This is a genomic window from Marinobacter alexandrii (genome assembly GCF_005871205.1).
GTDB lineage: Bacteria > Pseudomonadota > Gammaproteobacteria > Pseudomonadales > Oleiphilaceae > Marinobacter > Marinobacter alexandrii.
The window spans coordinates 876,997-903,254 of sequence record NZ_SWKM01000011.1 but is presented as its reverse complement, the minus strand read 5'-3'; the positions used below and the strand labels follow the sequence as shown (position 1 = coordinate 903,254).

30 protein-coding genes are annotated in these 26,258 nt (G+C 57.3%); 17 read left to right on the top strand and 13 right to left on the bottom strand.

From position 1 onward, the window contains the following. The first annotated feature begins 46 nt into the window (after window positions 1–46). Window positions 47–784 (top strand): maleate cis-trans isomerase family protein, encoded by a 738-nt coding sequence (locus tag FCS96_RS04530; RefSeq protein ID WP_138439023.1) that lies wholly within the window; start codon window positions 47–49, stop codon window positions 782–784. Between the two features lie 14 nt (window positions 785–798). On the opposite strand, the gene FCS96_RS04525 is transcribed toward FCS96_RS04530, so the two are convergent. From FCS96_RS04525 to FCS96_RS04515, 3 genes are all read right to left on the bottom strand, one after another. Next, window positions 799–1,254, bottom strand: a complete 456-nt coding sequence (locus tag FCS96_RS04525) for a DUF4112 domain-containing protein (RefSeq protein ID WP_138439022.1) — start codon at window positions 1,252–1,254, stop codon at window positions 799–801. Window positions 1,255–1,271: 17 nt separating this feature from the next. Then, on the bottom strand, window positions 1,272–2,534 hold the full coding sequence (locus FCS96_RS04520; RefSeq protein WP_138439021.1) for an MFS transporter: 1,263 nt from the start codon (window positions 2,532–2,534) through the stop codon (window positions 1,272–1,274). Between the two features lie 125 nt (window positions 2,535–2,659). Further along, window positions 2,660–3,199, bottom strand: coding sequence for a Crp/Fnr family transcriptional regulator (locus FCS96_RS04515; RefSeq protein WP_138439020.1), 540 nt, complete (start codon window positions 3,197–3,199; stop codon window positions 2,660–2,662). Window positions 3,200–3,402: 203 nt separating this feature from the next. Between FCS96_RS04515 and FCS96_RS04510 the strand changes: the two genes are divergently transcribed. Further along, window positions 3,403–3,855: an MgtC/SapB family protein gene (locus tag FCS96_RS04510; protein ID WP_138439019.1), complete on the top strand. Its 453-nt coding sequence runs from the start codon at window positions 3,403–3,405 to the stop codon at window positions 3,853–3,855. 62 nt (window positions 3,856–3,917) lie between these two features. On the opposite strand, the gene FCS96_RS04505 is transcribed toward FCS96_RS04510, so the two are convergent. Next, window positions 3,918–4,568: a hypothetical protein gene (locus tag FCS96_RS04505; RefSeq protein ID WP_138439018.1), complete on the bottom strand. Its 651-nt coding sequence runs from the start codon at window positions 4,566–4,568 to the stop codon at window positions 3,918–3,920. Between the two features lie 185 nt (window positions 4,569–4,753). Beyond that, the gene (locus FCS96_RS04500) at window positions 4,754–5,188 is read right to left on the bottom strand and encodes an SRPBCC family protein (protein WP_138439017.1); all 435 of its coding nucleotides are present in this window, start codon (window positions 5,186–5,188) and stop codon (window positions 4,754–4,756) included. A gap of 164 nt (window positions 5,189–5,352) precedes the next feature. Here FCS96_RS04500 and FCS96_RS04495 point away from each other — a divergent pair, with 164 nt between their 5' ends. The 8 genes from FCS96_RS04495 to FCS96_RS04460 all read left to right on the top strand — a co-directional run bounded on the left by FCS96_RS04495 (window position 5,353) and on the right by FCS96_RS04460 (window position 12,088). Then, on the top strand, window positions 5,353–6,570 hold the full coding sequence (locus FCS96_RS04495) for a polyhydroxyalkanoate depolymerase (RefSeq protein ID WP_138439016.1): 1,218 nt from the start codon (window positions 5,353–5,355) through the stop codon (window positions 6,568–6,570). Window positions 6,571–6,737: 167 nt separating this feature from the next. After that, window positions 6,738–7,481: a 3-oxoacyl-[acyl-carrier-protein] reductase gene (gene fabG, locus FCS96_RS04490; protein WP_138439015.1), complete on the top strand. Its 744-nt coding sequence runs from the start codon at window positions 6,738–6,740 to the stop codon at window positions 7,479–7,481. A gap of 24 nt (window positions 7,482–7,505) precedes the next feature. Next, window positions 7,506–9,401 (top strand): PHA/PHB synthase family protein, encoded by a 1,896-nt coding sequence (locus FCS96_RS04485; RefSeq protein WP_138439014.1) that lies wholly within the window; start codon window positions 7,506–7,508, stop codon window positions 9,399–9,401. Window positions 9,402–9,478: 77 nt separating this feature from the next. Continuing rightward, the gene (locus tag FCS96_RS04480) at window positions 9,479–9,691 is read left to right on the top strand and encodes a penicillin-binding protein (RefSeq protein WP_138439013.1); all 213 of its coding nucleotides are present in this window, start codon (window positions 9,479–9,481) and stop codon (window positions 9,689–9,691) included. A gap of 30 nt (window positions 9,692–9,721) precedes the next feature. Beyond that, window positions 9,722–10,390 (top strand): thiaminase II, encoded by a 669-nt coding sequence (gene tenA, locus FCS96_RS04475; protein WP_138439012.1) that lies wholly within the window; start codon window positions 9,722–9,724, stop codon window positions 10,388–10,390. 149 nt (window positions 10,391–10,539) lie between these two features. Beyond that, the gene (locus FCS96_RS04470) at window positions 10,540–10,896 is read left to right on the top strand and encodes a DUF7352 domain-containing protein (protein WP_138439011.1); all 357 of its coding nucleotides are present in this window, start codon (window positions 10,540–10,542) and stop codon (window positions 10,894–10,896) included. A 284-nt stretch (window positions 10,897–11,180) separates the two neighbouring features. Continuing rightward, entirely contained in the window at window positions 11,181–11,624 is a 444-nt protein-coding gene (locus tag FCS96_RS04465; RefSeq protein WP_138439010.1) for a YtoQ family protein, read from the top strand. A gap of 35 nt (window positions 11,625–11,659) precedes the next feature. Next, window positions 11,660–12,088, top strand: a complete 429-nt coding sequence (locus FCS96_RS04460; RefSeq protein ID WP_041339497.1) for a VOC family protein — start codon at window positions 11,660–11,662, stop codon at window positions 12,086–12,088. Window positions 12,089–12,118: 30 nt separating this feature from the next. Here FCS96_RS04460 and FCS96_RS04455 read toward each other — a convergent pair whose 3' ends face one another. Continuing rightward, entirely contained in the window at window positions 12,119–12,751 is a 633-nt protein-coding gene (locus FCS96_RS04455) for a DUF1294 domain-containing protein (protein WP_138439009.1), read from the bottom strand. 209 nt (window positions 12,752–12,960) lie between these two features. On the opposite strand from FCS96_RS04455, the gene FCS96_RS04450 reads away from it, so the two are divergent. Further along, window positions 12,961–14,034 (top strand): alpha/beta hydrolase, encoded by a 1,074-nt coding sequence (locus FCS96_RS04450; protein WP_228264013.1) that lies wholly within the window; start codon window positions 12,961–12,963, stop codon window positions 14,032–14,034. Here the strand turns inward: FCS96_RS04450 and FCS96_RS04445 are convergent, their stop codons facing one another. Together FCS96_RS04445 and FCS96_RS04440 are read right to left on the bottom strand one after the other, a co-directional pair. Further along, on the bottom strand, window positions 14,035–14,766 hold the full coding sequence (locus FCS96_RS04445) for a DnaJ domain-containing protein (RefSeq protein ID WP_138439007.1): 732 nt from the start codon (window positions 14,764–14,766) through the stop codon (window positions 14,035–14,037). 44 nt (window positions 14,767–14,810) lie between these two features. Beyond that, window positions 14,811–15,506 (bottom strand): VWA domain-containing protein, encoded by a 696-nt coding sequence (locus FCS96_RS04440; protein ID WP_138439006.1) that lies wholly within the window; start codon window positions 15,504–15,506, stop codon window positions 14,811–14,813. A 59-nt stretch (window positions 15,507–15,565) separates the two neighbouring features. Here FCS96_RS04440 and FCS96_RS04435 point away from each other — a divergent pair, with 59 nt between their 5' ends. After that, on the top strand, window positions 15,566–16,417 hold the full coding sequence (locus FCS96_RS04435; protein ID WP_138439005.1) for a hypothetical protein: 852 nt from the start codon (window positions 15,566–15,568) through the stop codon (window positions 16,415–16,417). Between the two features lie 69 nt (window positions 16,418–16,486). Here FCS96_RS04435 and FCS96_RS04430 read toward each other — a convergent pair whose 3' ends face one another. Beyond that, the gene (locus FCS96_RS04430) at window positions 16,487–17,125 is read right to left on the bottom strand and encodes an SDR family oxidoreductase (RefSeq protein WP_138439004.1); all 639 of its coding nucleotides are present in this window, start codon (window positions 17,123–17,125) and stop codon (window positions 16,487–16,489) included. A 93-nt stretch (window positions 17,126–17,218) separates the two neighbouring features. Further along, window positions 17,219–17,674: a GatB/YqeY domain-containing protein gene (locus FCS96_RS04425; RefSeq protein WP_138439003.1), complete on the bottom strand. Its 456-nt coding sequence runs from the start codon at window positions 17,672–17,674 to the stop codon at window positions 17,219–17,221. 144 nt (window positions 17,675–17,818) lie between these two features. Between FCS96_RS04425 and FCS96_RS04420 the strand changes: the two genes are divergently transcribed. The 3 genes from FCS96_RS04420 (at window position 17,819) to FCS96_RS04410 (ending at window position 20,550) form a co-directional block, all read left to right on the top strand. Beyond that, window positions 17,819–18,796, top strand: coding sequence for a ribonuclease Z (locus tag FCS96_RS04420; RefSeq protein WP_138439002.1), 978 nt, complete (start codon window positions 17,819–17,821; stop codon window positions 18,794–18,796). Between the two features lie 91 nt (window positions 18,797–18,887). Then, window positions 18,888–19,865, top strand: coding sequence for a DUF6635 family protein (locus FCS96_RS04415; protein ID WP_138439001.1), 978 nt, complete (start codon window positions 18,888–18,890; stop codon window positions 19,863–19,865). Window positions 19,866–19,881: 16 nt separating this feature from the next. Beyond that, entirely contained in the window at window positions 19,882–20,550 is a 669-nt protein-coding gene (locus FCS96_RS04410) for a glutathione S-transferase family protein (protein WP_138439000.1), read from the top strand. 77 nt (window positions 20,551–20,627) lie between these two features. Here the strand turns inward: FCS96_RS04410 and FCS96_RS04405 are convergent, their stop codons facing one another. Together FCS96_RS04405 and FCS96_RS04400 are read right to left on the bottom strand one after the other, a co-directional pair. Beyond that, a complete protein-coding gene (locus FCS96_RS04405; RefSeq protein WP_228264012.1) occupies window positions 20,628–22,928 on the bottom strand; it encodes a bifunctional diguanylate cyclase/phosphodiesterase in 2,301 nt (766 codons plus the stop codon). A 124-nt stretch (window positions 22,929–23,052) separates the two neighbouring features. Beyond that, window positions 23,053–23,859, bottom strand: a complete 807-nt coding sequence (locus FCS96_RS04400; protein WP_138438999.1) for a tetratricopeptide repeat protein — start codon at window positions 23,857–23,859, stop codon at window positions 23,053–23,055. Between the two features lie 326 nt (window positions 23,860–24,185). Here FCS96_RS04400 and FCS96_RS04395 point away from each other — a divergent pair, with 326 nt between their 5' ends. Together FCS96_RS04395 and FCS96_RS04390 are read left to right on the top strand one after the other, a co-directional pair. Continuing rightward, entirely contained in the window at window positions 24,186–24,764 is a 579-nt protein-coding gene (locus FCS96_RS04395) for an NUDIX hydrolase (RefSeq protein ID WP_138438998.1), read from the top strand. Window positions 24,765–24,917: 153 nt separating this feature from the next. Beyond that, window positions 24,918–25,727, top strand: a complete 810-nt coding sequence (locus FCS96_RS04390) for a substrate-binding periplasmic protein (protein WP_138438997.1) — start codon at window positions 24,918–24,920, stop codon at window positions 25,725–25,727. A 61-nt stretch (window positions 25,728–25,788) separates the two neighbouring features. On the opposite strand, the gene FCS96_RS04385 is transcribed toward FCS96_RS04390, so the two are convergent. After that, on the bottom strand, window positions 25,789–26,205 hold the full coding sequence (locus FCS96_RS04385; RefSeq protein ID WP_138438996.1) for a hypothetical protein: 417 nt from the start codon (window positions 26,203–26,205) through the stop codon (window positions 25,789–25,791). Window positions 26,206–26,258 lie beyond the last annotated feature (53 nt).

Sequence of the window (26,258 nt, the reverse complement as noted above, 5' to 3'; positions counted from 1 at the left end):
CTCAGTCCAGTCACTTAGCAGAGAAAAAACGAGGGCATAGCTGAACATGACCCACACATCACCGCCAGCCAGACTCGGTTTCCTCTACCCCGGCCACGCCGCCGAGGATGACTACCCACGGATGGGCTCCATGATAGAGCCGCACGCCGAGGTTCATCTTGTTCACACAGAGTTTCTGGAAGATGCCCACACCGTGGAGGCGCTCAGTGAAATGGGCAGTATCGGGCGACTGACGGTGGGGGCGGAGGCCCTTACCGACTCCGGGATCGAGTCTGTGCTGTGGACCTCCACCAGCGCCAGCTTCGTGCTTGGCCTGGACGGCATTCGCCAGCAAATCGACACCCTGGAGAAACTCCTCGGTGTGCCAGCCTCGACCACCGCCATGGCGTTTGCACGGGCGGTGAAAGCCATTGACGCGAAAACCGTAGCCATCGCGGCGACCTACCCCGAAGAGGTTGCACAGCGGTTTCGCTCGTTTCTGAATCACTTCGACATCGACGTGGTGCACCTGTCCAGCCGGGGCATCGTTACTGCCGCTGAAGTGGGCACCTTAGGCAAAGAAGAAGTGATTGATTTCGCCGTCGCGAACACCCGAGAGGATTCAGATGCCTTGCTCATTCCCGACACCGCGCTGCATTCCGCCGCTTGGCTGACGGCGCTGGAGCAAGCCACTGGCAAACCGGTGCTGACCGCCAATCAGGTCAGCTTCTGGGAGGCCTTGCGTTTATGCGGCAAATTGAAGCCCGAAACCGGGCTGGGCAAACTATTTGAAGTCGTTGAATAACCTGATGGAAGAGATTATAGGACCAGCGACAGCCCGCCGGTAACGATCGCAAACAGAACCGAGAGCCAGATCAGGGTCATCCAGGGGAATGGCGGCGGAGGCGGCTCCACCGCCAATTGTTCTTCCAGATAGTTTCGCAGCAATCGGGTGTTGCGAGTGTTGGCCTTGTAGATGGCGTCAAAGGCGTCGCCCACCACGGGCAGCAGGCCGCCGAGAAAATCGATGCCCATGTTACGCAGCATCCGCAGCTTCACGTCCTTGCTGGCTCCCGCTCGTTGCGCTTCCACCAGTACGTAACCAGACAACACCAGGCCAGCCATGTCACCCACCACCGGCAACAGGCCGATCACGGCTTCGGCCCCAATCTGGAATCTGGTGAAGGGAATGCGAATGCTGCTGTCGGTGAAGCGGCTGAATTTGTCCAATCGCTCAAGAATCGCCCTCTGCCTGGCTTCAGTTGGCTTCGTCATCGTGTTTCCTTTTGGAGTCAGTCGGCCGATTTGTCGTAGCTGTAGGGTTCGCCCTCTTCGTCCTGAAGCTGATAGTCGTACGCCGCTTGCAGACCGGTTTCTTCTTCCGCGGTCTCTCTGGACTCGTCTTCAATGTAGCGCGGATACAGGGGTGACAGCAGCGCCACCAAAATGCCGATAACACAGAAGATCGCGAAAGCGTCACTATAGCCGAGATTATTCACCAACACGCCCACAATGGGCGAACCGGCGGCCTGACCCAGGGAGACGGCCAAGAAAGGTAATACAGGTCCCATCGACAACCGGCCCGGCAACAGCCGGATGCCGGTCATCAGGTAAAGCCCCGTCAGACTCATATAGGCCAAACCAAAAACCATCGCGGAAAAAGCGGACAGGATCAGTTGGTCGGGACTGGCGGCCAGCAACGCGAGGCTGGTAGCCAGCATCATCAACATCAGTGCTTGGGTAATGGGCGGGTTGTTACGATCTGCAAGGTCGGCTACCACGGCGCCGCCAAGTCCAGCTATACCCACCGCCAGCCATAACCACCCAGTCGTGCTCGAGGGCAACTCACCGAGGGTAACCACCAGATCTGGAGCAAAAATCCAATACGCGGCAGAAACGAAGCCCATTGCGAACGCAAATAGCGAGAGCCTGAACAGCCGCCACCACTGCGTGGTGGTAATGGGAGCGGGCGGCGACGCATCCGATGGTGTAACTCGAGACACCGAGGGAATCACATACCAGGCCGCAACCATTCCGATGACCGCCAGGATAGCAAACGCCATATACGCGTAACGCCAGATTCCTGCCATAAACAGGACCGCAGGCACTGCAAGAGCAACACCAATACTGGTGCCCGCGTTCATCACTGAACTGACCCGCCCGTGCACAGATCGGTCCACCAGTACCTGCATGGCCGCAGTAAGTGCTGGCATCATCAGACCGGTACAGATACCACACGCAAAAACGCCGACCCCTAACGATAAAGCACCGGCAGCCTGACTGATCAAAGCCAGCCCGACGGCACCAAAAACGCCAGACAGCACCGCAGTATTGCGGGCACCCAGGCGCACTGCTGCCAAAGGGGCAACCAATGTTGCCAAAACAAAGCTGATCAGCGGCAGGGCACCAATAACACCGATCAGATCGGGCGACAAGGCTAAGTCAGCCCGGATCGGGGGCACAAACAGGCCAAAAGCAAAGCGCGCGAGACCATAACTGATCGCAATGAGGGCTGCGCCGAACAGAGCAAATTTTGTGCTCGAAATGGACTTCAAAACGCCCTCTCCGACAGTCTTGCCAGCGGAAACAACACTGTATTCGGGTTGCGATTAGTGAGCAAAGAGGCCTTTGCCCGAGAACCCTAACACAAAAGCTCCGCACAATGACAAACGTCCACATATCATACTCTTGCGTCACCTTTTATGGACTTGGGCGCCTTGGCATACACCTTGTGCAATTGGGAGTCCCGCTCAGCCATTATCGAAACCATAGTAATGACGGTTCTTGCCATGCCCCGAACCAGGTTCAGCAGCATCAGGCCGAAAACGTCCGGATCTTGCTGCTGCAAATCCAGGAACTGGCCGCAGCTGATTTCGAGGACGACCGAATCCACTTCGGCCTCGGTTGTGGCCGGCCTATCGACCAGCGCAATCATCGGCACAAAGCCCATATCGTCGCCAGGCTCGTGGCAGCGGGCCAGCGTCCAGCCGCCGTCGCGCCTTGGCATCCAGGAATTCATCCTGCCACTGAGAACGATGTAGAACTCTTCGCTACTCTCACCCTTGAAATACAAGCGTTCGCCGGCCTCAAGGCTGATCACGCGGCCCTTCTGGAGCATGCGCAATACTGCTTCGTCCGGTAATGCACCGAAAGTAGAGAGTTCACGGAAATAGTCGGGGCCCTGATCGTGCCAATAGTCGAGGGCGTCATTCTCGCGCATGGGGTTGCCACCTGACCGGGTTGTTACCCCTTAATTATAGCGCGCAATTTCATAGTGCTGCCTCTTGAGCACCGGGTATCAAGGGGGCACCGGGCAGAGCCTTCGCGTCTTTGAGGTGCTACTCTCCTCCACTGGTTCATGATCCCAGGACGGCGGGCGACGCGCGCACCTGGACACCATCGCAAGGAAACAGGAGGCAGCCAGTGTTTGAGAGCGAAATTCCTTTTATGGAAATGGCCATCCGGCTTCTGGCGGCGGCCGGTTTAGCCCTGTTGCTGGGACTTGAGCGGGAACTGCGGGGCAAACCGGCGGGGCTGCGCTCTCACATGCTGGTGTCGTTGGGCGCTGCCACGTTCATCATCATGGGCATGCACATCCTGCTTGCCACAGCTGAAGGCGACCCATCCGCCCGTATCGACCCCACTCGCATCGTACAGGGCATCATTGGCGGTATCGGCTTTCTTGGCGCTGGCTGCATTATCCAGAGCCGCGGCAATGTTCAGGGCATCACCACGGGCGCTTCCATTTGGATCGCAGGTGCCATCGGCGTGGCCTGCGGTATTGGCACATTGGCCCTGGCGGGCATGGTGACCTTGCTGGCACTCATCATTGTGATGGTGCTCGGCCGCTTCGAGCGCGAAGTGATTGAGGATTAATTCCAAAGGAACCGAAGGCTGGGCGCCTCACTGCTCCAGCCTTTACTCCTTACTGGCAGAACTTAATTTCCCAATGCGCTCGCGTAGTCGGCCATTAGCCCTTCTACCGCAATATCGGCAGTTTGCAGAAGGGCTTTGCGCGCCACGTCCGGCTCCACAAACCATTCGGGCAGGCTACGCCCTTTATCTGTGTCGATGCTATAGAGCGTGGTCTTATTCTCACCCTCCCAGATTGCCCTACCCCCGTTCGGCACCAGAGATCCCTCTACGACGATTAAAGGCTCGACACTGGTAGTCAGCGGATTGGAGGTATGGAACGTGACGGTGACTACGTCGAGAAATAATCTAGCGTCGCTGTCTTCGTAGTTGTCGACGAGCTGCAGTCGGGTAGTACCGTCCTGCAGATCCTCTATCAGCTTGGCACGTACATGCGCCACCAGTTGGATATTTTCCTGTTCCAGAAAAGCTCCAATGGCATCCGTTTCCTTCACAGTGTCCTGACTCGCTATCAGCCCGCCAATAGCACCACCAATCACCATTCCCCAGCTTACGGAAGGTCCCTGGTAGTCCAGCTTCACCTGCGCAGAGTCGGTAATCAAATATACTTTTTTGATGCCATTCAGGTCATTCGAACTGATAGTCTGGTGACCAGCACAGCCAGAAAACAAAGCGGCACTCAGGCCAACTGCGGCAAACTTTCGATACATCGTCACTGGAAGTTAATCCTTTAACACATTTTTAGGAAACGAGATGTTATCGCCTTTTGGAAGTTCAGATCATGAATCTCGTCAAGTTTCCAAAACAGGAACTGAAACCATTAGCGGCATTATATCGGTCTGCATTCGCTCGCAAGACAACGAAACTAAAACAACTGTGAAATTGCCCTGTGCTACTCTCGTCAAAGCCGTTCTACCGCCTTCAACACTGAGTTGAATGCCCTGGTAAAACTGCGCGCGGCCATTCGATCGAACATCTTACCCACTATAGGCACTCTTACCCGCCCTTCAGAAATCCAGGTGACACGAGTGCGCTCGTCTTCCTGTGTCAACTGGATCTCCCCCCGGGTGTGCTCAACGGAAAACGGGCTCGATTTCTCAATGCGGTAGTGCATCAGCGTTGGCCGTTCGAACCGGGTTATGCGCTCAGTCAGCTCCAGCGGCCCCGCGCCGATAACCCGCAGCGCGCCGACGCCGTTTTTCTCCTGAGCCCCCTCTTCCACCAGTACTGACCTATCAACACCGGGAAACCGCTCGTAGCGCGCATGGTCGGAAATAGACTCGAAGACAGCATCGACATCCTTGGCGAGCGTGCGTTCAACGTGAATTTGAAACATGGAGAGACCTCTTGGATGATGCCAAGAGCTTACCAAAGGGACAGCGACCAAAGTATGATAGTCTGGTGTTTGCCGGTAACACCCGGAATAGATCGTCAGGTGGTGCATGAGGCAAGGGATCGGCTCGAAGATACCGCAATCCAGAACTCAAGCAGGACAAGACCATGATGTACTTTGCCCACGAAATGAGCCGCGCAGCGTTAATGCCGATGCGCATGATGAGCGCCACCCAGAGTACCTTGCTGCAACACCGGCTCAGCCCCTTTTCCCGGCTGCCAGGCGCTCGGAGTATTGCCTCGGCCTACGAGGTGTTCAACGACCTTACCCGCCGCTACCCCAAGCCAGCGTTCGATTTGCCATCCACTATCTGCGATGGTCAACAGGTTGAAGTCAGTGAGGCCATCGTCAAACGCAAATCGTTCGCGCAGCTGAAGCATTTTGAGCGTAACGTGGACCGGCCCGATGACCCGAAACTACTGATTGTTGCACCGCTGTCCGGGCACTTTGCCTCATTACTGCGCGGCACCGTAGAAGCCATGCTGCCCGATCACGACGTGTACATCACCGACTGGCGCGATGCCTGTAAGGTACCGTTGTCCGCAGGCGATTTTGGCCTCGACGATTACATCGACTACGTCATTGATTTCATTGACCACCTGGGGCCGGATACTCACGTACTGGCGGTTTGCCAGCCAGTCGTACCGGTACTCGCCGCCACCGCCATCATGGCCGAGGACAACCACCCGTCGACACCCCGCTCGCTGGCCCTGATGAGTGGCCCGATCGACGGACGTATTGATCCCACTGCCCCCTGCAAACTGGCCACCGAGCACAACCTGGCCTGGTTTAAACGCAACCTGGTACACCCGGTACCCGCACCCTACCCTGGCGTCATGCGTCAGGTTTATCCGGGGTTCCTGCAACTGACCGGGTTTGTGAACATGAATTTCGATCGCCACGTGGATGCCTACCGCGGCCTGTACCGATCGATTCGCGACGACCAAGCAGAAAAGGTCGATCGCCACCGCGAATTCTACGACGAATACCTGGCGGTAATGGATCTGCCGGCGACCTACTACCTGGACACTATCCAGCGTGTCTTCCAGGAATTTCACCTGGCCCGCGGTTGCTTCAGACACCGAGGTCGTCTGGTAAATCCGGCTGCCATCCATGATACCGCGCTGATGACCATCGAAGGTGAGAAGGACGACATTTCCAGCCCCGGCCAAACCCGGGCCGCCCATGATCTGTGCGTCAACGTGCCGGACTCCCGGCGTCTGCATCACCTGCAGCCGGATGCCGGCCATTATGGGGTATTCAATGGCAGCCGCTGGCGCGAGGAAATTGCGCCAAAGTTAAAGGGCTTCATCCGCAGCGCCTGAGTGCTCTCGTTGGCACTCGCTTTGGAGCTCTCCATAACACTCTCCATAGCATTCTCCTTGCGCTGTTTTCTTGTCGCTTTATGGGCGCTCTGCTAGCTTGAAATGAGGGATTTTGAATATTCAAAAACCCTCAAGCCAGCCAACAAGAAGATCGCAAGGAGCGCCTCATGCAAGACCTCAAAGGCAAGGTTGCCATCGTCACCGGTGCCTCTCGTGGCATTGGTCGGCACATTGCACTTCAGCTAGCCCAGCGCGGCGCCGACGTCGCCATCAACTACCGTTCACGTCAGTCCGACGCCGATGAAGTCGTCAAGGAAATTGAGGCGACCGGCGTGCAGGCTCTGGCCTTCCAAGCCGACCTTTCCCAGATGCCTGAGGCACGGAACCTGATACGCCAAGTCCATGAGAAATGGGGGCGCATCGATATCCTGGTGAACAACGCCGGCATCACCAAAGACAAGTCCATGAAGAAACTCACCGACGAGGATTGGAACGACGTCCTGGACACCAACCTGGGGAGTGTCTACGCCACCTGCTCTGAAGTTCTAAAAATCATGATGGACCAGGAGTATGGTCGCATCATCAACATCACTTCCTTCGTCGGCCAGGCCGGCAACTTCGGCCAGGCCAACTACGCTGCCAGCAAGGGCGGCATCATCGCGTTCACCAAGACCCTGGCGCTGGAAATGGCCAAGTACAACATCACCGTTAACGCCATTGCTCCGGGCTTCACTGAAACCGAAATGCTGGCCCAGGTGCCCGAGAACATTCGCCAACATATCATTTCGCGAGTGCCCATGGGCCGCTTTGGCAAACCCGAGGAAATCGCCCGCGCGGTGGTTTTCCTGGCAGCGGAAGGAGACTACATCACCGGCCAGCAGATCAATGTGAACGGCGGCGTGTACATGTAACAGAGCGAGGTTAAGAGCGGAACCATGGCAGATAAACCGATCAAGTCACCATCGCCGTCAGAATTCGAACCCAACGTTGTGCGCCGGTCACTGGTCAGGGCCGGCAAGCACGGCAGTCGCCTGCTGACACGCTCGATCCTGCAGCGATTGCGTGGCGGCAAGCCCAATCCGGCCAGCATCAAGAGCATGGCCAAACCCTTTTTATCCCTCACTGGCCGGCTGGCCACCCAGCCCGACACGCTACTCTTTGCCCAGATGCGGCTGCTCAAGGACTCCACCGAGTTCTGGTCCGGCCTGCTGGCCAGCCAAATTGGCAACAAGCCGCTGAGCGTGATGGAGCCGGATCCGGACGACGGACGTTTCCGCGACCAGGCCTGGGATGAGGTCTTGGCGTACAGCGTCATCAAACAGGCGTACCTGCTGTCCACTCGCTGGATTATGGATACTCTTGATGACGTGCGAGGCCTCGACGACCACACCCGGCGCAAGCTGCGATTTTTTACCGGTCAGATGACCGACGCCCTGGCCCCAACCAACTTCATCCTGAGCAACCCGGAGGTGCTACGGGCAACCATCCGCACCCGGGGCAGGAACCTGTTACGAGGCCTGGCCAACCTGCTGCGGGATCTGGATGAGGGCTCAGGCCCCATGCCGTTCCGGATGTCGGACCCAGACGCCTTCACTGTGGGAGAGAACCTGGCCAACACGCCGGGCGATGTGATTTTCCAGAACGAGCTGATGCAGCTGATTCAATACAAGCCAACCACCAACACCGTGCACCGCCGGCCGCTGCTGGTGATTCCGCCGTGGATCAACAAGTACTACATCCTCGATTTGGGCGAGAAAAAATCCTTCATCCGCTACTGGGTAGAACAGGGCCACACGGTGTTTGTGGTGTCCTGGGTGAATCCCGGCCCGGAACTGGCCCACAAGAGCTTCGAAGACTACATGCTCGAAGGTCCCATCGCCGCCATGAACGCCATTGAAGAAACCACTGGCGAGCGTGAGCTGAATGCGGTCGGCTATTGCATCGGCGGCACCCTGCTCGGCTGCACCCTGGCCTGGATGGCCGCCCGTGGCGACGACCGGGTCAAGAGCGCCACCTTCCTGAACTGCCTGATGGACTTCTCAGACGTGGGCGACCTGGAAGTGTTCATTGATGAAGACGCTATCAACAAACTCGAGAAGGTCATGGACAAGCAGGGCTATCTTGATGGCGCTTCGATGGCGACCGCCTTCAACATGCTGCGGGCCAACAGCCTGATCTGGTCATTCTTCGTCAACAACTACCTCATGGGCCGTGATAGTGCGCCGTTTGACCTGTTGTACTGGAATGCAGATGCCACCCGAATGCCGGCAGCCATGCACAGTTTCTACCTGCGCAACATGTACCTGCACAACCGTATGCGGGAGCCCGGTGCGATTGAATTGGCCGGTACCCCGGTTGATCTGGGCAAGGTGAAAATCCCAACCTACTTTGCCTCGGCCGTTGAGGACCACATCGCCCCCTGGACGTCTTGTTACAAGGGTTCACTCAATCTGGGCGGCCCGGTGCGGTTTGTGCTCGGCGGCTCCGGACACATTGCGGGCATCATCAACCCGCCTGAGCGGAAAAAGTACGGCTACCGCCTTAACGAAGACAATGATCCGGATCCAGAAGTCTGGTTGCGGGGCGCCAAACAGTGCGAAGGCTCCTGGTGGCCGGACTGGGTCGCCTGGGCTGAACAGTTTGGTGGTGGCGAAGTGCCAGCCCGGACGGTCGAGGACGGCGCACTACCGGTTATCGAGCCAGCACCCGGGGCCTACGTGCGGAACGAGCCAGCTCCCCCGACCCCGGTCAGACAAAAGCGCCGCGCCACCCCACGCAAATCCGCGGCACCACGCAAACGGGCAACGGCTGAGAGCAAGGTCGCTCACTGAAGCCCTGAACCAGACCACAGGCTTGGGTATACTCCTTCCATGCAGCCACATAAACAGCATGGCAAGGAGTATCCCCAATGGCCGACAAAGACACCCTCACTGCACTGAAAACCGCCTTCACCTTCATGCCGCAACCGGTAGAGATCAACCGGTTTGAGTACGGCGACGATGCCGAAAGAATCCTGGCCCAGGTTAACTTTGTGCGGGAAGTTCTGATCAGCCACGGCATCGATCCGGAAGAAGTGGCCGGCGACATCAACCCGGACTCATCACCCAATTCGTGCTACTGACACGCCCCAGTCCCATATTTTGGAGACCCAATGCCGTACCAGTTTGAAGATCTTAAAAAGAGTTGCCAGGCCGAGTGGCGTGACTACATCGAACACGACTTCGTTCAGCAGCTTGGTGATGCCGCGCTGGCCCCGGAGGCGTTTCAGCATTATCTGAAACAGGATTACCTTTTCCTGATCCAGTTCGCTCGGGCCTATGCCCTGGCCGCCTACAAAAGCCCGACTCTGTCGGATCTGAAACAGGCCAAAGACGGACTGCAGGCCATCGTGGACGTAGAGCTGGACCTGCACATCAGCTACTGCCAGGAATGGGGCATTTCTGAGGAAGAGCTGGCCAACCTGCCAGAAGCTCGGGCCACCCTCGCCTACACACGGTATGTGCTCGACACCGGCAACCGGGGGGATCTGCTGGATCTGCATGTGGCACTGTCACCTTGCATGGTGGGCTATGGCGAAATTGCCAACTGGTTAAACAGCCGCGCCAACACCGTCCGGGGCGACAGCAATCCCTATGACGCCTGGATTGCCATGTACGAGAGCGAGGAATTCCAAGACGCCATGCAGGCGGAGATTCACTGGTTGGATGAGCGGCTGGCCGATGTCTCCGACACCCGGTTCCAACAACTCACCCGTATCTTCAGTGACGCCACCCGGCTTGAGATCGACTTCTGGGAGATGGGGCTGAAGCAAAGCAATTGATACAGCATTCGCGACTGATGATCTCGGGCTCGCTAAAGGCACGGGCCCGAGATCATCGAAAAAAATGGAGCATAAACCCCAAAAAAACCGGTTTTCTTTGCCTCGCCATGAAGTAACCATGTCTAGGACACTGACAGGAGGCAATGCCAATGAAAACCATCGACAAGTACCTTATCCACTACGGCCAGGAGCCCACTGCGATCAAGTTGATGCCCGATTTCCGCGCCGTATTCTGTGAATACCTTGTCGGTGCAAAAGGTGTTTATTTATGGGTAGAGCAATCGCCCTATACGTCGCGCAAAGCTATTACCCGGAATTTTCGGGTCGCGCTGCCCGGCAGGGCGGTTCCAGAAAGCTATGAATACATCGATTCGGCCGTCGATCCCTTCGGATCAAGAGCCCACCATGTGTTTCAGCTGCCTGTCCAGGTTAAAGGCCAAAGTCGGACATCGCAGCCCGATTTCAACCAGTCAATCCGCACTCAGGCTGGCATCGATGCGCGTTAGAGCTCAGGACCCCAACCAGAGCTGAGCTCGCGGAACGCCAACCGCGAGCTCAGTTTTATCCCAACAGAAGCCCACATCCGCTCAGAACATCACCATCAGCTTGCCCTTTTTGTCGCCGATCAGGAGCAACGACAGCCTACTCACGGCCGCTAGCACCTTCTGATAGGCGTTAGGTGGAGGTTAAAGCCAGAAATGGGCATCCGGTCTTCGGCTCACGTATGATAGGGCTCCGCTTTTCCATGGTCGTAGACCGACCCGTTCCGACACCAACTGAGGAAACCTCCATGATCTGGACCGTTTATCTTTCCGGCGAAATCCACACCGACTGGCGCGAGCAGATTCAGGCCGGCGCAGAAGCCGCTGGACTGCCGGTGGAATTCACCGCCCCGGTTACCAATCACGAGGCCAGCGATGCCGCCGGTGATGTCCTGGGCAAGCCAGACGTGCCCTTCTGGCGCGACCACCAGTCCTCAAAGGTGAACAGCATTCGCACCAAGACCATGCTGGAGCAATGCGACCTGGCCATCATTCGTTTTGGCGACAAGTACAAGCAATGGAATGCCGCCTTTGATGCAGGCTACTGCGCGGCCATGGGCACGCCCTATGTCACCCTGCACAACGACGACATCATCCACCCGCTCAAGGAAGTCGACGCTGCGGCCATGGCCTGGGCGCAAACACCTGAGCAAGTGGTTGAAGTGCTGAAATACGTTACCAGCGCCAGGTAACTGGGTCTAAACAACTAGGTCTGAAGGAGTTATCCATGAGCCTGTCACCGTTCCATCTGGCAATTCCCGTGTACGACCTGGCGGCCGCCCGGACCTTTTACGGCGAGGTGTTTGGCCTTGAAGAAGGGCGCTCCAGCGACCATTGGGTAGACTTCAACTTCTACGGCCACCAGCTGGTCATCCACGAACACCCGAAAACCGCGTCCCAGGAGAACGCCCACAGCAATTCCGTGGACGGGCACGACGTACCGGTGCCGCATTTTGGCGTGGTGCTGGACTGGGACAAGTGGGAGGCACTGGCCGAGCGATTGAAGGCCAGGGGCACGGAGTTCGTGATCGAGCCCTATGTGCGGTTTCAGGGACAGGTGGGCGAACAGGCGACCATGTTCCTGTTCGACCCCTGCGGCAATGCGCTTGAGTTCAAAGCCTTCAAAGACATGGGTCAGCTGTTTGCAAAAGACTAGGGCTCATAGGCGGGTTGGTGAACAGGGAAGTCACCACCAACCCAATTCCAGAGGCTCGATTCCGAGCACTCCCCGAACAAGCGTCGCCTGTGGGCAAAGCAGTAGCCAGCCGAGCACACCAACGTTCAGAATGACACATAGCCAGAAGCCGAGCTGAAGCGACCTCTTACGGGTTTTGTGGTGAAAAAGCTGCTGGCCGATCAAGGCCCCGGGCCAACCACAGAGCAATTCAAACAAGTGCAGACGACTCTCCGGCACCCGCCGTCTGCCTTTCACCGCAGCCGCTTTGTCGATCGCGTACATGATCAATGCGAGCAGACTCATTGCCGCGTAAGCCGCCGGCACAATCATCGGCATGTAACCGAACGCATGAGCACTACCCAACCCGCCAATCACTCCAACCGCAACTATTAGCGCCAACCAGAATCCAGGCGCGACTCTCGCACCGAGTTGCCCAATACCTGTGTACTTAAACTGCCCAGCCCGTATTCGGCCTTGTGGATCTTCCGTGAGCGAGTACTTCACTTCCCGGTTTGCCGATGGCCGGCCACGCCCGGCATAGGCGCTGATGTGGGCGAATACGCGCTCGCCGCCTATGGCTGGGGTTATGAAGCCGAAGCCCTTATCGTCGCTCCAGGCGGCAAGCAATCCTCTATGATCCAATGTCCTAAATCCCTACTGATAAAATCGGTCCCGCCACTCAGCGATTCTGGCAAAACTGTTAACAAAAAAGCGTATTTTGCAGATGCCACGCATCGAAATCCAGACAGTCCTGAATATTGCATTGTTGAGATACTGAGCAACTGAATTAGTATGGCAAAGTAACCCATTTTCGGGATGGTGCCGCTTAAGGACTGACTATGATATTCGGAATGGCCTGGTTCGCAATGATGTGGTTTGGCCTGTTCATGGTCGCGCTGATCACTGCCGTGGTGTTTTTCGTTCGCCGGAAGCGAAGCACAAGGGATCAAGCTGAGCCACCTTCTCCCCAGCAACACGATGCCGCTCGCCAAAAGGTTCTGGAAATAGTTCAGGGCATGCACGCAGCCGCTGACGGTCTGCATGGGTTTGCCCGAGTCAAAGCATTGCGGACGTACATGGACAGCATGAGCGATGACCTGGAACTGGCCTCGGACATCCGATCACCGGCCAGTGGTTCACCCAGAGGTGAGTGGGTTATCGCGCCCGGGGCAAAACCCGAGCGCCGCATTCTCTACATTCACGGTGGCTCCTGGATCGCTGGCAGCCCCAAAAGCCATCGCGCCATTACCGACCGGTTGTCGCGGCTCACTCAGGCCTGCGTATTCGCGATCGATTACCGGCTGATGCCGGAAAACCGCTACCTGGACGGCATCATCGATTGCCAGCGGGCCTATCGCTGGCTACTGGACAACGGCCCGGACGGAACAACTGCAGCCGATTTCCTGGTGATTGCCGGCGACTCTGCCGGTGGCAGCCACACCCTGGGCCTGATCGCCTGGATACGGGATCAGGGCCTGCAAGCACCGACCGCCGCGATTGCCCTGTCACCGTCCACCGAACTGATGCTGACCTCTCTGGGCAGCCGCGCCAACCTGGAATCCGATGTCATGCTGGGGCCGACCGTGAAAAAAATGGCCCGGATACCCATGCCTCTGCTGTGGTGGGGAACCGTGCTGGGCATGCGGTTACTGCCCACAAGCCCGATGGCATCGCCCCTGCGGGGAAGGCTACACGGGCTGCCGCCTACGCTGATCCACGCCAGCGAATCGGAACTGCTGCTGGAAAACGCCCAGCGCTATGTTGAGAAAGCGCGGGCTGCTGCTTCGCCGGTGGAACTGAAAACCTGGCCGGACATGGTGCATGTCTGGCACCTGTTTACCCCGCTGTTGCCAGAAGCGGAAGAGGCGTTCGAAAACATCGGCGCGTTTTTGAGCCGGGTGGAAGCTGGGGGCAACCTAAAGTAATCAACCCAGCAAACACTCTTTTGCTTCATTGATTCGCGCGGCCAGATAGTTGCTGCCACCGTGATCCGGATGCACTTTTTGCATCATCCGGCGGTGCGCCTGGATGATCTCTTCCCGGCTGGCACCAGGTTCCAGGCCCAGGATATCCAGTGCTTCACTCTCGGTCAGCGGGCCGCTGGCATTGCCACCATTGCCGCCTTCAGCAGATTCTCCGCTTTCAGAATCAGCCTGATCATCCGCACGCCAGGAGTCCCCAAACCGGCGATCAAGGTAGGTTTCCAAGAGCCTGGCCGAATCCTCATCCTGCGTCCGGCAATAGCGTAACAGCTCAAGGAACTCAGTCTCGCCCAGGTCCGACAGAGCCCGACCGGCCATGGGGCCCTTCAGGATGGTGCCGTCCATGGTTCCGGAATCGTGGTCCAGACTCATTTCGAGGACTTCACTGGAAACATGGGACTGGTTGCCGGGCCTAGCCTTGGCGCCGCCCATGCCCGCTCCCGCCATGCGACCCATCAATAGTGCTGGAAGCACCCGGCGCAACAACGGATACAGAAAAGCCGCCAAGACAAAAAGGGCATGCAAACGGCCAGTCACAGCCAGCAGCACGACAATCGCGACACCCACGATTAACGACAATCTGATGGCAGCCGGCCCACGTTGTTTCCGCGGCAGGCTGCGCAACCACAAAGCCGCAAACAACGACATCACGAGAAAAAGTAGCGTTATCTGCACTCGGAACTCCGGGCTAATTGGCCCACCATTGTCTGCTATCTACCTTATCTGATTTGCTTAGTCAGGCGCTTCACTTCTGGAGAACTGCGGCTGGAAAAATCCTCTAACGCCTTGGCTCCCCCGGACGCATAGACCGCCACAGCGGCCATAAGATCCTTCAACATCTGCGGGCTGTTGCGATCAAAGGGGGCGTAAGCGCCGCCAGAGAGCTTGCTCACCTGCTGGAACACCACCCGGGCATGGGCATCGTCGCCCTCATGGAACATGAACACTGGGGTGCGCAGCATGCCCAGTTCACCGGCGGTATGGCAGAGCTCGTCCACCGGTTCCTCGCAGCAATCGCCGATAAACACCACGGCTTTCACAGGCTGGGTGCGGGTTTCGTTCACGGCGTGAGCCAGTACTCGGCTGATCTGGGTGCGGCCACCCAGGCAGGACACGCCGTTCATCAGGCCCAGCAGCTGGCCGGTTTCAGTGACAAACCCGGTCGCCTTGAACTCACGAAAACCGCGGTAGTAACACAGCTGAATGGCCAGGCCGCCCAAATCCTGAGCTGCAAGAAACAGCTCGCTCTGCAGGTGACAGGCCTCATCCCAGGTTGCCTCCCGGCTGGCAGTGGCGTCCAATGCGAAGATCAGTCGCCCCTTAACACCGCCATCCTTGGGCAGTTTCTGGACCTGATGAATAAACTGTTCGATAGACTGTTTATCGGATTTAGTGCGAAGCTCTTTATCGGACATAGGCGTCTGAACACCGCTTGGGCTGACAACATTATGGCTACAAGCGTAGGGCAAATACCATGCAATTCACAGGTCCGCCGACACCGTGCTTTCTTCCTCTGGTGGTTCTTCTGACAGCCGCCCTGGTCCTGCCTCGCGCCAGCTACGCCTCAGATCACGCCTACCTGCTTTATCGCCAGTGGCAATCCTACGACTGGCAAGGCGATACGCCGGCGGCAGACGACGTGTCTCGCGTTCAGCGGGGATTGGGCTGGCGTCGCCGAGCCCCCGCCGGCTCGTTTGGCCTTGATTACGATTACCAGGCCCTGCGCATCCGCACCGGTGACCCTGCGCACAATGGCCACCTGCATCGGGCGACCTTCGGAGGTGACTGGCATCATGGGTCTTACCGTGTAGAGGCACGGGCTGGCCTCGCCGGCACCTCCAATATGTTCAAGGACCAAGCCTTTCATAGAGAAGTGCTGAATGGCCGCGTGGCGGCATTCCGGGCCTTGAACGAGGGCTCTCGCCTAAGCCTGGGCGTCGGGGGCGATCATCGTTTTGGCTCGTTCCGCTGGCTTCCCCGAATTCGCTGGGAGCACAAGAACACCAGGGGCCACTGGCTGATGAATCTACCGGTACGGTTGCGATGGCAAGGCCCCGGTAATCGGTGGGAATTTCGAGTGGAGCGCATGGGGGATCGCTGGGCCACCCTGGATAAAGCGCAGGCAACCAAAAGCACGCTCTACCTGCGCGAGTGGCGAACCGAGCTGACCTACCGAATCCGTCCAGGTGATGAACGCTGGCCAGCGGTGACCCTGGGAATTGGTGCGAGTATCGACACCCGTGTCCGGTATCGGGATTTCGAGGAAGGTACCCTGGATACGCGCTTGGGCGATGCCCTCTTCGGAAGTATAAGGCTCAGTTGGTAGTACCGAACGAATGATTGTCCCCTGGCCCTGCCCGAAGTTGGAGCTGGGCCAGGTAACGTGGGGGCGCTATTACAGTTTGGCCACTGCCTCGGCCACCGGCGTATCGCCCGATACCACATCGAACACAGTGTCGGCGGTGTTGTCTGAGTCCAGCACCGCCAGCAGCACGCGGGCAACATCCTGGCGCGGGATCTCACCAAACTCCTCCAGCCTGGCACTTAGCGCAACATTGCCGGAGCCGTCGTTATCGATGAGCCGGCCCGGCCGCACAATGGTGTAATTCAGGCCGCTGTTCTTCAGGTGTTCATCGGCGTTGTGCTTGGCCCAAAGGTAGTGCTTGAGTTTTTCCGGCCCTTTTTCCGGCTCCTCCGCACGCATACTGCTCACCATGATGAACCGTTTGATGCCCATGGCCCTGGCGGTATCCACCAGCCGGATAGCGCCGTCCTGATCCACATCAATGGTTTTATCCGGCCCGGTGTGAGGGCCGGAGCCTGCAGTAAAAATAACCGCGTCGCAGCCTCTCATGGCCTCGCTGCAGTCGTGTTCAAGATCGCCCACCACGGTTTCCGTGGCGCCCAGCTGCTGCAAATCCGGCCCCTGGTCCGGGTGCCGGATCAGCGCACGTGCTTCATGATTGCTGTTGGCCATTTCCTGCAACAGGTGTTGTCCGATTTGCCCGTTGGCTCCTGCTATGAACACATGCATAACGGCTCTCCTGACTCGCTATTTGTCATGACTGTCTTTGATAGCTGAGTGCACTGCACACACAATTCAAGGCACCGCAGCCCGGGGCACTCATCAGCCCGCCAGCGCTGCTCGCACTTTCTTGCTCAGATGGCCCATCTCAACCCGCCCCAGTACCTGCGGGCGCAGCTCATTCATGACTTTGCCCATGTCCTGCATACCCTGGGCGTCAGTAGCACTGATGGCTGAACGGATCAGGCTGTCCAGGTCGTCCTCGGACAGCGCAGCGGGCATGAATTCCTCGATGATCACCATTTCTGCCCGCTCTTTGTCCGCCAACTCCGGGCGGCCAGCGTCATCGTACTGGCTGGCGGCATCGCGGCGCTGCTTGAGCATCTTGTCCAGCACCTTCAGAACGTCGTCGTCACTCAATTCCCGACGCTCATCAATTTCGATCTGTTTAATCGCAGCTTGAGCCATACGCAGAGTGGTAAGCCGGATCTTGTCCTTGCTGCGCATCGCGTCTTTTACCGCACTGCCCAGTTGTTCCTTGAGTGATGCTTCCGCCATTGTCGGGCTCCTGTACTATGGGTTTGAGTTATGGCTAGAGGTGAAGGTAATCAAAGTATACTAAGCACCAGATTTAACGGAAAATCGGGGCAGGTTCAATCACCAACGGTTGACGACGAACAACAGCAGGAACTGGAAGGAGCAATGGAGTTTACTTTTCTCGGCACCTCCGCCGGCACACCAACCCGAGCACGCAACGTCACCGCCCTGGCGCTGTCGCCTTCCGGGCATAAACCCTGGTACCTGGTGGACTGTGGCGAAGGCACCCAGCACCAACTGCTGCGCGCTCACCACTCGGTAATGCAACTGCGGGCGATCTTCATTACGCACATCCACGGCGACCACACCTTTGGCCTGCCGGGGCTACTTTCCAGTGCCTCCATGCTGGGCCGCACCGAACCGATGGACATCATCGCACCGGTTCAGACTCATCGCTTCATCACCACCACGCTCGACAACAGCGACTCCAGCCTGAGCTACCCCCTGAACTTCATCGATTCCGAAGCGCCGGATTTCTACTGGCAGGATGACCACGCTGGGGTAACCAGCGTAGCGCTGTCCCATCGGGTGCCATGCCGGGCCTATGTGTTTACGGAGCGGAATCTGGAGCGACAACTGCTGCAGGACAAGCTTCAGGATTATGATGTTGGGCCCGGGCCCAGTTGGGGTGAGCTGCAGAAAGGCCACGATGTAACATTGCCCGATGGCCGCCTGCTAAGGAGTGACGATTACACCCAGATTCCCCGGGTGGCTCGCCGGGTGATCGTCGCCGGCGACAACGACGACCCTACCCTGTTGGCCGACGCCAGTATTGGCAGCCACCTGCTGATTCACGAGGCCACCTACACCCAGGAAGTATCCGAGCGGGTTGGCCCATGGCCACAGCACAGCTCTGCCGAACAGGTGGCCCGCTTCGCCCAACAGGCCCAGCTGCCCAATCTGGTGCTGACTCATTTCAGCTCCCGTTACCAGTCCGGGCCCCATGGCACACCCAACATCAATCAACTGGCCGCCGAAGCCCGACAGCACTACCAGGGCCAGCTTTTTCTGGCACGGGATTTCGACACCTATCGGCTGGAGAAGGACTTGTCACTGAGCTGCCTGACCGCAGAAAATTCCTGATACAGTGACCACCCTGAATACATCTGTCCCGGTTTGCGCCCATACAGCGACATGCACGGACCATTTATTTATCTGTAGACACCCTGCCACTATGTCCGATGACACATCGACCGAACATTCCATCTCCGAAGCTGAGATAGAGCAGGCCATCCGCTCAGGCATCGAACGCTATTTCGCCGACTGCCGGGCGCGGGTACCGTCGTTTATCGACCGTCATTTTCACTACCCAGGCGCCATCGCCACTAACCGGATGGCGCTGGGTTGGGACATGTTGCGAGCGCCGATCAATCTGCTATGGGCACCGGTATACGCCCTGGCCTGCCTGGTGAAAATTCTGGTTCGCAATCGCGCCGGCCTGGGGTGGCTGCATAGTTTGTCCGATCGTGTGCCCGCCGGTTTTACCACCCGGGTGCAGGAGCACATCTCCAATCTGATTCAGGACGAGCTGCTCAATAACGGCCATGGGAAGAACCTGCCTGAGGGTAACCTGCTGGAGAGCTACCTGATTGAGGCTCTGGAGGAGGTTTACGCCCGCCATAGCTCGGAGCCGGTCGATCACCAGCGCTTTATCAAACTCGTCGAGCCACTGGTCGCCGACGCACTCAGCCAGTACCGGGTTACCCGAACGGCGTCTGCCGATATCACCAACAGCATTTCCTGCACCGTGCTGGGTGCATTCGCGTTCCAGAAATTTACGCCGGGCGGCATTGGACTCGGGGTGGTTCTTGCGTCCATGCTGGCCAAGACCATGGCCGCCCGGGACTTTATCCTGGGCGAAACGATCGGTAGCTGGTACTACAGCGTATTTCCACCGGAGCCCTCGCTGGCCACCACCGTCAGCGTGATGGTGGCAGTCATGGCGGCCCTTGCGGCGTTTGCGGCGTTGTCTGGCGTGATTTCCGACCCAGTTCAAGCGGCAATCGGCCTACATCGCCGGCGCCTGCACAAGCTGCTGGACCACCTTGAGCGGGATGTCTCACTGAGCACCCAGAGCAGTTTTCGCCCGAAAGACCAGTATGTGGCACGGATTCTGGACACCTTTGACATGATCAGATCGGGTTTAATCTAACGAACGGAGTTTCTACATGATTACAGTGCACCACCTGAACAATTCCCGCTCACAGCGCATCATCTGGATGCTGGAAGAGCTGGGCGTGCCCTACGAGATCAAGCGTTACGAGCGTGATCCCAAGACCATGCTGGCGCCGGCTAGCCTCAAGAAGGTTCACCCGCTGGGCAAGTCCCCGGTGATCACCGACGGCGATCTGGTGGTGGCGGAATCAGGCGCCATCATCGAATACCTGGCCCACACCTACGGCAAAGACACCATGCTGCCGGAGGCCGGCGGCCAAGCGTGGCTGGATTACACCTACTGGCTGCACTACGCCGAAGGCTCACTGATGCCGCCGCTGGTGATGCGCCTGGTGTTCGAAAAGGTCAAAACCAGCCCGATGCCGTTCTTCATCAAGCCCGTGGCCAAAGGCATTTCCGACAAAACCAACGAGATCTTCATCGGCCCGATGATCAATACCCACCTGGATTTTGTTGAAGCCCATCTGGCGAAGAACACCTGGTTCCTCGGCGATAACCTGAGTGCGGCGGATATTCAGATGAGCTTTCCGCTGGAAGCCTCAGTGGCGCGGGGGATCGTTGGTAAGAATCGACCAAACATCACCGCCTGGGTGGAGCGAGTACATGCCCGGCCTGCTTACCAGACGGCCCTTGAGAAAGGCGGCGAGTACGACTTCGCCTGAATAATCCGAATTGGACGAGCACGGGAAACAACACCACTCAGATAGCCAGAAAGCCGGGGCGGGAAAATCCGCCTCGTTTATTTGGCTAGCACCCTTTGCCCCTTTTGACTTAACAACTCCGGTGCAGGCATACCGAAATACTCTCCCTGCGAGAAATCAATGCCCAGCTCCAATACACGTTCCTGCACCGCTTCACTGTGCACGAACTCTGCCACTGTTTTGATGCCCATGCTCCGGGCGAATTGCACAATCCCCTTTGTCACAAGAAACGCCGTGTGGTCCTGCGCCAAGTAACGAATCAGGCTACCGTCTATCTTGATGAAATCCACGTTCAGCTTGAGCAGATGAGAAAAATTGGAATACCCGGTGCCAAAGTCATCAATGGCGATCCGGCACCCGAAGGATTTCACTTTCTCAATAAAATTCAGGACGTCGACGTAATTTCCGATGCCATCGGATTCGAGAATCTCGAAGATGACCCGCTCGCCGACATTACTCGCCTGAAGATGCTCAAGAATCAGAGCTAGAGTTTCCGCGTCAATAATGTCCATATAGGACAAATTGATGGAAAACTCGTGGGGCTGCGTGGCAAAAACGGCGAAAGACTTTTCCACCATGATCCGGGTGATCTGCCGATTCAGCCGGAGTTTATTGGCCACACCAATGAACTGCCCGGCGGCGATTACGCCATGCTCGGCATCCTCCATCCTCACCAGACACTCGTACTTGGTATGCGTGCCCTGGCGGTTGTCATGAATCGGCTGGAAGTGCGGACGCAATGCGTCAGTCTCAATCGCCTTTTTCAAGCGCCGCGCCCAATAGAGATTTTTCTCATAGCCTTTTTCAACTTCCTGGCTTTGATCGTAAAACAGGTACCGGCGCATCTGGTTCCGGGCCTGCAAAACAGCAATGGTTGCCTGGTTGAGCAAACGGTCGGGTCCGGCGTCCCCCGCACTCTCCTTCTGAAAAGCAATACCTGCACTCGAATCCAGAGTTAACGCCTGCTGCTGCCAGGTCACCACTTGCGCACAGAGAAATTCGATCAATTCACTGGTAAAAGCACGCACCCGGGACTCGGCAACAGCGGGCCCAAGAAGTGCAAATTCATCACCTGACAAACGATAAAGTCCTGGAGCGAGCCCAAAGGGGTGAGAATGGGTGCGGATAAACGAGCGCACCTGCTTGCGCATCGCCAAAAGGACCGCATCGCCGCAGTCATTTCCAAACAGGCTGTTGATTTCCTTGAAACGATCCAGATTCAGTAAGATTAGGCAGGCGTGCTGGCGGTCCTTTAGGTCTCGCAAAAGACGCACACGATTGGGCAAGCCCGTCAGGTCGTCTGTGTAGGAGGCCTGCAATTCGCGCATGAGCTGCGTGATCCGATAAAACAGGTAAAGGCTCAATATCAAAAAAATCGAGCCAGTAACCAGCAGTATCCGGTAATTAGTATTGCGCATGGGCTCAAGCACCCGGTCGATCTCATCCTTTGGAACGCCAGCACCATAGACCATCCCCGCTGGGGTCGTCGCGTAATACAGCTCATAGAGCCGACCATCAACTTCAAGCTTCCGAGTCTGCAGGCGCGATTCAGAGGCTTGGCTCTCTCCGGATGCTGATCGCACGTCCGGCTCATTTCCGGAAAGGTTTGCTGCCAGAATCGCATCGATAAGCTTCTGCTCCAGCACCGGATCTTCGCTTTGATTGAGACTGGACAGGTTTCGGTTGTTGCGGTCATTGAGAAAAGCAAAGCTGTTTTGAGTGACTTCCATACGGCTGACCAGGTCAACAACCTGATCCGAAGCCCAGTCGATGGTCGCCACGCCAATCAGCTCACCCCCAGTGCTGACCATCGGCTGGGAAAGAGTGAGAACAGCGCGCTCCGTTGCCATGTCAAAGTAAACCGGTGACCAGTAGACAGACACGCCCGACGAGGAATTGCGGGCGTCGTCCATTCCCAAGGTCAGCTCAAACCATCGGGTTTGCCTAAAATCGGTTGATTGCGATTGCATTCTGGCGCCACCAACCCCGTCCTTAACCAGGTAGGGAGCGTAGCGTTCACCGGTTGGCGCTACAATGCCCGGCTGATACCAGAGACCCGCACCGGAGACCCCGACCTCGCTTTCAAGACGGCTTCGCAGTGTTTTTTCGAGCTGGTCCTGAAACTGACGCTGGGCTTTGGGCGAACCCCGCTGTTCCCGCGATAACCGGTAGAATGTTTCGCCGATCGTCGCGAGCGTCGCCACTTGGCGCTCCAGAGCAATTTGATGGGCATCAATACGGGCCAGCCCCGTGAAAAACACATCCCGGATCTGATCACGGCGTAACTCATACATCGCCTGCTGGGAGTAGCCCAGGTTCAGGTGAGACAACAGGAACATTCCAATCGCAAAAAGCACAATCAGCAGGAGTAGCAGCCCCATGATAGTGTGCATGGCTTTGTTGCTTTTCCAGAAGCTCAGAGGTGGCCGTGTCCACCTGGACAAGACTGGCCACTGCAGCGGCTTAATCGGCATTGTCACCCGCAGAGGCTGAAACCAGATTGTCGAGAGTGTTTTTCGCCCCGACATGACCTAGCCCGGCAGCGGTTCTGAACCACTTCGCAGCCGCCGCCTTATCCTGAGCCACACCAAGCCCTTGGGCGTACATTTCACCTAGCAGATTGGCTGCCTCACCGGATTCAGGCGCTGCCTGCTGGGCCCAGCGATAGGCTGATTCGTGATTCCCCAGGGCATTCTGGATCTGCGCCATCCTTACCTGCGCACCAACCGCCCCAGCTTCGGCGGGACCGCGACAGGTATCCAGGGCCCCACTGAAGTTGCGAATCTGAGTGAGCAAGTAGCAGTTATTCAGTTGACGGGATAAGGATTCACTATTTGGCGGCGGTGCGGGTATTGACGCCTGCTGCATCGCTTCGAGCCGCACTTCGTAGGCGGCCACATCCTGCGGACAGGAAAAGCTATAGCCACGACGGTACAATACCAAGCTGGCTTCGGTAATCTCATCCATATCATACCGCCGGGCGACGGCAGCGCAGCGGCGTTCACGCTCCTGTCTCACCTGCCCGAGCTGAGCCGAGCGGGACGGATCTTCTGCGTAACGCTGGAGATACTCCGTTAACGGATCAATATAGGGTTGATCAAAAAGCGGTTTAATTTCCTGGTCACCATCATCGGTAGGGCTTTTTTGCCCGATTTTGCTCAGCGCGTCACCGGTACGACTCAGAACGTCACTGGTTTTTAAACTGCCGCAACCAGCAATGAGCAATCCGCCTATAATGATTACAAGCAATCGATACATCAGATTCACCAAAAGATCTAAATGATTGCAAACGCACCGCAGGAAAAAGCCCCAACTGATGAACTTTAGTTTACCTAGCTACCGATGTCCTTGATGACTTTGTAACTTATTGAAGCCAAATCTTAGTACATAGCAACCGCCGCGGCGCCCTCAGGGTAGCACTAGCCCGCTCGGTAGCGTTGGCCCCGCCATGATCCAGCAGTTCCTGTCGATCGCGCTGAGCTTCCTCGGTGAACAGGGCGTGGGCTCGCCCTTGCTCGGGCAGTTGCAGAGTCATTGGACGCCTGCCAAGTGATTGGATAGTCTGGTAACCACCAGCCCCCAAAGGACAGCTCACCGTGGCAACCGAACACTGGGCCAGCACCTTGCGGCCCAAGAAGCTACCGCTCCGGCGGCGCCTGAGCCGCGCCTCCGTGGCGTTGATCTACCGACAAGCTGGGGCCGGTGAAACGGAGTTGCTGTTTATCCAACGGGCTCACCGCGAAGGCGATCCCTGGTCCGGGGACATGGCGTTCCCGGGAGGCCGACTGCAGCCCGAGGATGCCACAACCCGGGCGGCTGCCGAACGGGAAACCCTCGAGGAAACCGGCGTCGACCTGATTCACCATGGCCGCTTCCAGGCTCGACTGTCTGACCTGATTACCCGCCACCACAGCCGCTGGCGCCCGATGGTGGTCACGCCCTATGTGTACGAGTGGCTGGGCCCGCAGAGCGTCTCGCTAAACCACGAAGTCCAGCGAGTGGTGTGGGTTCCCCTGACCCACCTTGCCGCAGAAGAGAACCAGAGCAGACTGCCTTGGCGAACGCCCCTAGGCACCTTGAATATGCCCTGCTGCCGATTTCAGGATTACTGCATCTGGGGGCTGAGCTATAGCATGTTGCAAGAACTGCTGAAGCTGGACGACATCAGGCATTAACGACACCGCCCGATCGCCGAAGTCCAAGGGATTAATCCGTAAAGGTTTTACTTCTTTTTTGCAGACAAGTTTTTTCCGGCTCGCTATTTTCAAGCAGCTCAGGTGCGGGTTATTGTTGATCGCTCGCTCGTTTTCGGGACATAGGAATTAGGAATGGCTTGGGATTATCGTGCAGGAAAAATAGTACGGGCGGGAGTGCTTCTTCTCATCGGAATGACCAGTTCCCAACTCTGGGGTGAACCGATGAAGGTAATAACGGAGCACTCGCCCCCCGGTGAATACCTTGATGAAAACGGCCGTGTAACCGGTGCTACTGCTGAGCTTGTCCGTGAATTGATGAGACGGGCTGGTGAGCCTGGGGAGATTATCATACTGCCCTGGGCTCGGGGATACAGAGTGGCTCAAAAAGAGTCCAACGTTGCACTGTTTGAAACCGCCCGATCAGAACTTCGGGAAGACCAGTTTAAATGGGTCGGTCCGATCAAGCGCATCACCAGCGGTTTTTTTGTACGTCGTGAAGACGGCATTGCAATAGAGACACTAGACGATGCCCGCAAGCTAAAGGGCATCTGTGCGTATCGGGGAGGCTCTGGCGGGGAATCGCTGTTGGCTCTGGGATTCACCAACCTGGAACAACCCACCCGGCCTGCGCAATGCCTGGATATGCTCATGCACGGTCGCGTTGATGCCTGGATAACCAGTGACATAGGCCGCCTGCCGTTGTTTGCCGACTCGGCATTTTCGGCAGACGATGTCGAACTGGCCTACATCACCTCTGTCAGATACCTGTACATTGCCATGTCACTGGATACCGAGGATGCCAGGGTTGAGCTCTGGCAAGACACCCTCGATAACATGAAACGGGATGGCACGCTTGCACAGCATTACAGAGGCACCTACCCCGATGAAATGATCCAGGCGCTCAGCGAGCCAGATCTCTCAGACCTTTCCACGCCGGACTAGGCCGAAACTCGCGTTCCGTTGCGGTTGCAAACCAAGCGCCGCGACAGATGACCAAAGCAAGTTAAAGAAACCTGACTTCCCTATTCAGCGCACTCAGGGTTGTCGTCCCTTCGCGCGATTGAACGCCTTCGTCGTCCAGACTGACCTTCTCCCCTGTTTGCTCGAAGATAGCCTGCTCGATCTTCTCGTTGGTTACCTCACCCGAGATCTGTATGGCATTCACTTCTTTAGAATCAACCGATGCCACCCCGCCTGGCAGATAGATGGTGCCATTGCTGAAATCAACCGCGAAAGCGATAACCCCGGGCACCAGGAAGAACAGCAAGCCGATGCCATCCAAAACAACAACGGCCGGGTCCAGGTGGCCAGCGGACTGCCCCTTTCTCTCCGGGTAAAGGATCGTGCCACAGGCGACAAGCTGCATTGAAAACCCAGCGACTACAGAAATGACTACAGACTTCTTAAGCTTGGCATTCATTCTTCTCTCCCCGGCTGTATAAAAACAAAGGGGCCACACTCTCACAAGGCGTG

What these genes read in the sequence shown, in the direction of transcription:
- FCS96_RS04385 (WP_138438996.1), bottom strand. Translation starts at nt 26,205, where the DNA reads ATGAATGCCAAGCTTAAGAAGTCTGTAGTCATTTCTGTAGTCGCTGGG.
- FCS96_RS04430 (WP_138439004.1), bottom strand. Translation starts at nt 17,125, where the DNA reads ATGCATGTGTTCATAGCAGGAGCCAACGGGCAAATCGGACAACACCTG.
- FCS96_RS04500 (WP_138439017.1), bottom strand. Translation starts at nt 5,188, where the DNA reads ATGTTTCAAATTCACGTTGAACGCACGCTCGCCAAGGATGTCGATGCT.
- FCS96_RS04390 (WP_138438997.1), top strand. Translation starts at nt 24,918, where the DNA reads ATGGCTTGGGATTATCGTGCAGGAAAAATAGTACGGGCGGGAGTGCTT.
- FCS96_RS04465 (WP_138439010.1), top strand. Translation starts at nt 11,181, where the DNA reads ATGATCTGGACCGTTTATCTTTCCGGCGAAATCCACACCGACTGGCGC.
- FCS96_RS04525 (WP_138439022.1), bottom strand. Translation starts at nt 1,254, where the DNA reads ATGACGAAGCCAACTGAAGCCAGGCAGAGGGCGATTCTTGAGCGATTG.
- FCS96_RS04415 (WP_138439001.1), top strand. Translation starts at nt 18,888, where the DNA reads ATGTCCGATGACACATCGACCGAACATTCCATCTCCGAAGCTGAGATA.
- FCS96_RS04440 (WP_138439006.1), bottom strand. Translation starts at nt 15,506, where the DNA reads ATGTCCGATAAAGAGCTTCGCACTAAATCCGATAAACAGTCTATCGAA.
- FCS96_RS04410 (WP_138439000.1), top strand. Translation starts at nt 19,882, where the DNA reads ATGATTACAGTGCACCACCTGAACAATTCCCGCTCACAGCGCATCATC.
- FCS96_RS04480 (WP_138439013.1), top strand. Translation starts at nt 9,479, where the DNA reads ATGGCCGACAAAGACACCCTCACTGCACTGAAAACCGCCTTCACCTTC.
- FCS96_RS04515 (WP_138439020.1), bottom strand. Translation starts at nt 3,199, where the DNA reads ATGCGCGAGAATGACGCCCTCGACTATTGGCACGATCAGGGCCCCGAC.
- fabG (WP_138439015.1), top strand. Translation starts at nt 6,738, where the DNA reads ATGCAAGACCTCAAAGGCAAGGTTGCCATCGTCACCGGTGCCTCTCGT.
- FCS96_RS04495 (WP_138439016.1), top strand. Translation starts at nt 5,353, where the DNA reads ATGATGTACTTTGCCCACGAAATGAGCCGCGCAGCGTTAATGCCGATG.
- FCS96_RS04450 (WP_228264013.1), top strand. Translation starts at nt 12,961, where the DNA reads ATGGCCTGGTTCGCAATGATGTGGTTTGGCCTGTTCATGGTCGCGCTG.
- FCS96_RS04405 (WP_228264012.1), bottom strand. Translation starts at nt 22,928, where the DNA reads ATGTTCCTGTTGTCTCACCTGAACCTGGGCTACTCCCAGCAGGCGATG.
- FCS96_RS04530 (WP_138439023.1), top strand. Translation starts at nt 47, where the DNA reads ATGACCCACACATCACCGCCAGCCAGACTCGGTTTCCTCTACCCCGGC.
- FCS96_RS04470 (WP_138439011.1), top strand. Translation starts at nt 10,540, where the DNA reads ATGAAAACCATCGACAAGTACCTTATCCACTACGGCCAGGAGCCCACT.
- FCS96_RS04425 (WP_138439003.1), bottom strand. Translation starts at nt 17,674, where the DNA reads ATGGCGGAAGCATCACTCAAGGAACAACTGGGCAGTGCGGTAAAAGAC.
- FCS96_RS04435 (WP_138439005.1), top strand. Translation starts at nt 15,566, where the DNA reads ATGCAATTCACAGGTCCGCCGACACCGTGCTTTCTTCCTCTGGTGGTT.
- tenA (WP_138439012.1), top strand. Translation starts at nt 9,722, where the DNA reads ATGCCGTACCAGTTTGAAGATCTTAAAAAGAGTTGCCAGGCCGAGTGG.
- FCS96_RS04485 (WP_138439014.1), top strand. Translation starts at nt 7,506, where the DNA reads ATGGCAGATAAACCGATCAAGTCACCATCGCCGTCAGAATTCGAACCC.
- FCS96_RS04460 (WP_041339497.1), top strand. Translation starts at nt 11,660, where the DNA reads ATGAGCCTGTCACCGTTCCATCTGGCAATTCCCGTGTACGACCTGGCG.
- FCS96_RS04420 (WP_138439002.1), top strand. Translation starts at nt 17,819, where the DNA reads ATGGAGTTTACTTTTCTCGGCACCTCCGCCGGCACACCAACCCGAGCA.